Below are 4,631 nucleotides of genomic sequence, written 5' to 3'. Positions count from 1 at the left end.
CTTGTCCTTACCCACATCTTTGAAAAGCGCCGGCCAACAGGTCGGCGCTTTTTTGTGGGTTCTTGCGGGGCCGGCTTAGTAGCTTGCGAGATGAGTATTTCGACGCATTTCTGCGACCCGCAGCTGTGGGCGCAGACGCATTTTGGGGGCACGGTGTTGGGCGATGCCCGCCGCAGCCGACGGGTGGTGCAGTTGGCCGCCGGTTGGGCCCGGCAGCCGGGGGCCACCATTCCGCAGTTGGGGACCGGCCAGGCGGGGGCCAGTAAAGCGGCGTATCGCTTGCTGGGCGGTGCAAGGGCCACGCCCGAGGCGCTGCAGGGGGCGCATCAGGCCGTGGTTCGCCAAGCGCTACAGGAGCCGGGCACCTACCTGCTGGTCGAAGACACGAGCGAACTGAGCTGGCCCGAAGCCGACGAGCGCCGGCCCGGCCTGGGGCCGGTCGGGCCGGGCAAGGCCACGAGCCAGGGCGTACTGCTGCACTCGTTGGTGGCCGCCGGCTGGCCGGTGCAGGACCCCGACCCGGCCGCCAAACGGCCCGCCCTGCCGCTGCTGGGCCTGTTGGACCAGCAGTTTCACGTCCGTCAACCGGTGCCGGAGGCCGAAAAAGACCATCTCCACGGCGGCTCGCGCCTGCGCCAGGGCCGGGTCCGCGAATCGGCGCTCTGGTCCCGGAGCTTGCGCAACGTGGGCAGCCCGCCACCGGACGCGCGCTGGGTGGTGGTGGCCGACCGCGGGGCCGACATCTACGAGCACCTGCAGCAGTGCCGGGCCCAGGGCCTGGGCTTCGTGGTGCGCGCCGCCCAGGACCGGGCCCTGGTGGCCGGCGCCGACAAAGCGCCCGCCGGGCGGCTCTTCGCCGTGGCGCGGGCCCAGCCCTCGGCGGGCCAGTTGACCCTGGCCTTGCGTGGCCGGCCGGGCCAGCCGGCCCGCGAAGTGCTGCTCCAGGTCAGTTTCAGCCCCCCGCTGGCCCTGCGTGCGCCCCAGCGACCGGGCGCGGCGACGGGCAAAGGGGACCCGGTTCCCTGCGCCCTGGTACGGGTCTGGGAAGCCGCCCAAGTCGGGGACACAGGCCCGGCCACGCCCGCCCTGGAATGGCTGCTGCTCTGCGACCAACCCATCACGGATTTTGCCCAGGCCCACGCCTGCGCCCGGCAGTACGTGAGCCGCTGGCTCATCGAGGACTTTCACAAAGCCCTGAAAACGGGCCTGGGGGCCGAAAAGCTCCAGCTCCAAACCGCTGACCGTCTTTTTGCCGCCGTCGCCCTGCTCAGCGTGGTCGCATTGGCGCTAGTGGATATGCGCGAAAAAAGTCGCCTCCAACCCGACTTGCCGGCGACGGCAGCGGGGCTGGAAGCGACTTTTTTACAGGTCCTCACGCTGCGCAGTTCACGACCCGTGCAGACTGTGCGCGACGTGTATTATGCCTTGGCTGGCCTGGGCGGCCACCTGGGCCGCAAAGGCGACGGACCACCTGGCTGGCAAACCCTCTGGCGCGGCCTGATGAGCCTGCGCTTACTCGTCGAAGGCGTCCGGCTCGCCACTCAACTCAACCAGCCCTAAGATGTGGGTAAGGACAAGACTGCAACCAGTCCGGGCTTTCTTATTTTTTACCGTAGTACTTCCATACCCGCCCAAAGGAGTGGCCGCTGCCGGAATTTTCAAAATACAGGCTGTCGCTGTTCGATGCTACCTGCAGCATTTGGTAGGTAGTGGATATTCCGAAGGCCTGATTGCCAAACGTGGTGGCTGGGCGCGTGGGCGCGTGCCCGCGCCAGCCTTGGTATATGGGGTTGCGGACGACATCCAGGTGAGTGCCACCAATCTGCACGGTATTGGTGTCAACGCGTATTATCAGAATTGTGGTGTCGCGCAGCCGGGTGGTGATGCTTGGCTTGCCCCCCGACCACGACGTGAAATAGGCCTTGCAGGCGTAGGTGCCAACGGCTTGGTTCACGGCAACTTCAGCGGCCGTGAGTTGGGGTGTTGCATCCTCCCCGGAGCAAGCCGTGCACAGAAGAAGCGCGGCCAAGGTGAGGTAGGGTTTCGGAGCGAGCGAGAGCATAGAAGGGAGCATAAGGCCAAGGTAAAGGTTTATGGCGGGAACGGTGACAACTTTGCAGTCGTATTTTACCATTCTATTGATGCACCAACTCCGCGAAGCCACCGCCTACATTCAGGCCCAGTCCAACAATTTCCAGCCTGAAACGGGCATCATCCTCGGAACCGGCCTGGGCGCTTTGGCGAAGGAGGTTGAAGTCGAGTACGAAATCAACTACGCCGACATTCCGCACTTCCCCCTCAGCACCGTGGAAAGCCATGCCGGGCGGCTGCTGCTGGGTCGCCTGGGGGGCAGGAATGTGGCCGTGCTGCAAGGCCGGTTTCACTACTACGAAGGCTACAACATGCAGCAGGTGGCCATGCCGGTGCGAGTGCTCAAGCTGCTGGGTGTCAGTCGGCTGCTGGTGAGCAATGCGGCCGGCGGCCTCAATCCGGATTTCAAAATTGCTGACCTGATGCTGATTGACGACCACATCAACCTGCAGCCCACCAACCCGCTCATCGGCGCCAACCTCGACGAGCTGGGCCCGCGCTTCCCCGACATGTTTGCACCCTACGACGCCGCCCTGCTGGCCCACGCCGAAGCCGCCGCCCAGGCGCTGGGCCAGGCCGGCAGCACCCGCCGCGGCGTGTACGTGAGCGTGCCCGGCCCCATGCTCGAAACCCCCGCCGAATACCGCTACCTGCGCACCATTGGGGCCGATGCCGTGGGCATGAGCACGGTGCCCGAGGTTATTGCCGCGCGCCACCTGGGCTTGCCGGTGCTGGCCGTGTCCGTCATCACCGATTTGTGCGCGCCCGGCCACCTCAAGCCCGTGGTGCTGGCCGATATTTTTGCCGCCGCCGCTCTGGCCGAGCCCCGGCTCACGGCGTTGGTAAAAGCAGTGATAGCGGGGTTGTAAGCAGTTGCTGCGTCATATTAGTCAAAAAAATACCACTACGTTTACGCAGTGGTATTTTCTGTAAAGAGCTGCCCGGCAGCTTGCCGCTACCGGGTCATTCGAAATCCGTAGTGCTCGGCCTGCCCGGTGCCGGTGTTGCGGCCGTAGGTCAGCGATTCCGAACTCACGGCCACGGAGTATTCCTGAATAGCTCCCTTGTGGTCGGTCAGGTGCAGCGTGCGGTTGTCGGCCCCCATCAGCATCCAGGTGCCTTCAAAAACGGTTCCGTCGCTGAGCAAGGTTTGGACGTAGCTACCACTGGGCCGGAACTGCATCGAATACCGGTCCTTGATGGCGTCGCCCTGTGTGATTTGGCCCGCGCGGAACACCTCGCTCAGCCACCACGTATTCACGCGGGTGAAGGCGGCGGTAGTGACCGGCTCTTGAGGCGGTGGAGCGCAGCCACAGTCCGGTCCTTGGCAACCCGCCAGCGTACCGGCTAGCAGCGTTAAGCAAATGAGTAACACAGAGGAAAAAGGACGCATGGGTCGTGGCGGGTTTGGGTGAAATGGTGCCGGAAAGATACCATTCCGTCGCTTAAAGGTTGCACCGCTTGCAATTCCAGAAAAGGAGTTTTTGCAGCGAGTCGCTACGGAATAATAATTTGCCTGCGGTCGTAGCTGAGCACCGTGAACACGCCCACGCCGCCCTGCACCGTACTCCGAATGGACGCAGGCTGCGCAAACGGGTTGCCGTTGGCGTTGCGTGCGTCTTGCACCGACTGCCGGAACAGGTAGTAAGGCCGGTCGAGGTGGTAGAGCGTGACCAGCAGCGTGTCGCCGGGGTCGAAACGGTAGCTGGTGCCCAGGGTGAAGCCGGTGCCGTCGTTGAGACGGTCTTCCACGTCATAATCAATTTCCGACGAGGGGCCAATGCTGTCGCGGTGAATCTGCAGCCGGTAGAAGTTGCCCAAGCCCACCGGGTCGCGGAAGTTGGTGAGTACGAAGGCCTCGCGCTGTGCGGGAGGCAAGTCGTTGAACTTGTACTCCAACGAGTCGATAGGCACGCGGCTGGGCATGGTGGCCGTAGCGGTAATGCGCCGGCCCTTGGTATCCAGCACTTCCAAGCCGAAGGTGTCGCCGGGGCGGGCCACCAGCGCCTGGCTACCCGTGTGGGTGTAGCCTTTGCCCGTGGTGGGGTCAAAGCCCGGCGCGAAGCGGAGCACTTCTACCTGCCCATTTGCCAGTGTGAGGCGCACCGTGACGTCGGTGGCCAGCACCGGCTCGGGGCTGGCCAGGTAGGGCACGGTTTCCGTCACGGTGAGGCGCGGAATCTGGCCGTCTTCGAGGTAGCACTCGGCTACCAGCTGAACCGGCAGCGCCGGCAGCTCCACGTCAATATTCTGCTCTAGGTTGCAGGACGTGAGGGCGGCCAGCAGCAGCAGGCCGGCGGCAGCGCTCAAATGCGGAATGCGTTTTCTAAGGCCAGACATAGGCAAGCAAAGGCAAGGGAAAGCGGGCAGCGGCTAGCTCCCCCAAAATCCGTGGTTAAAACTTGAAGTTGTAGGTAACGGCCGGAATAACGGGAAACAGCGACACCTGCCGGGCCCGGAAACTGGTGATGGGCGTGTCGTCGCCACCGGCCCGCACCTGGTCGAAGTACACGAAGTAGGGGTTGCGGCGGTTGTAGGCG

The 4,631-nt window shown here is 64.1% G+C and carries 5 protein-coding genes; 2 read left to right on the top strand and 3 right to left on the bottom strand.

What is annotated here, in order from left to right; all coding sequences use genetic code 11:
• Positions 1-90: 90 nt before the first annotated feature.
• On the top strand, positions 91-1,560 hold the full coding sequence (locus GM79_RS09100) for an IS4 family transposase (protein WP_035561809.1): 1,470 nt from the start codon (positions 91-93) through the stop codon (positions 1,558-1,560).
• Positions 1,561-1,600: 40 nt separating this feature from the next.
• On the opposite strand, the gene GM79_RS09095 is transcribed toward GM79_RS09100, so the two are convergent.
• Positions 1,601-2,074, bottom strand: coding sequence for a hypothetical protein (locus tag GM79_RS09095; protein ID WP_152559916.1), 474 nt, complete (start codon positions 2,072-2,074; stop codon positions 1,601-1,603).
• Positions 2,075-2,141: 67 nt separating this feature from the next.
• On the opposite strand from GM79_RS09095, the gene GM79_RS09090 reads away from it, so the two are divergent.
• On the top strand, positions 2,142-2,960 hold the full coding sequence (locus tag GM79_RS09090; protein ID WP_035562598.1) for a purine-nucleoside phosphorylase: 819 nt from the start codon (positions 2,142-2,144) through the stop codon (positions 2,958-2,960).
• Between the two features lie 86 nt (positions 2,961-3,046).
• Here the strand turns inward: GM79_RS09090 and GM79_RS09085 are convergent, their stop codons facing one another.
• Together GM79_RS09085 and GM79_RS09080 are read right to left on the bottom strand one after the other, a co-directional pair.
• On the bottom strand, positions 3,047-3,352 hold the full coding sequence (locus GM79_RS09085; RefSeq protein WP_035562596.1) for a hypothetical protein: 306 nt from the start codon (positions 3,350-3,352) through the stop codon (positions 3,047-3,049).
• A 236-nt stretch (positions 3,353-3,588) separates the two neighbouring features.
• Positions 3,589-4,431, bottom strand: a complete 843-nt coding sequence (locus GM79_RS09080) for a DUF4249 domain-containing protein (RefSeq protein WP_081867652.1) — start codon at positions 4,429-4,431, stop codon at positions 3,589-3,591.
• Positions 4,432-4,631: the final 200 nt, after the last annotated feature.

Origin of the sequence: Hymenobacter sp. IS2118, assembly GCF_000715495.1 — a bacterium.
Taxonomy (GTDB): Bacteria; Bacteroidota; Bacteroidia; order Cytophagales; family Hymenobacteraceae; genus Hymenobacter.
Note: the sequence above shows the minus strand (reverse complement) of the source record. Positions and strands in the feature narration are given on the sequence as shown.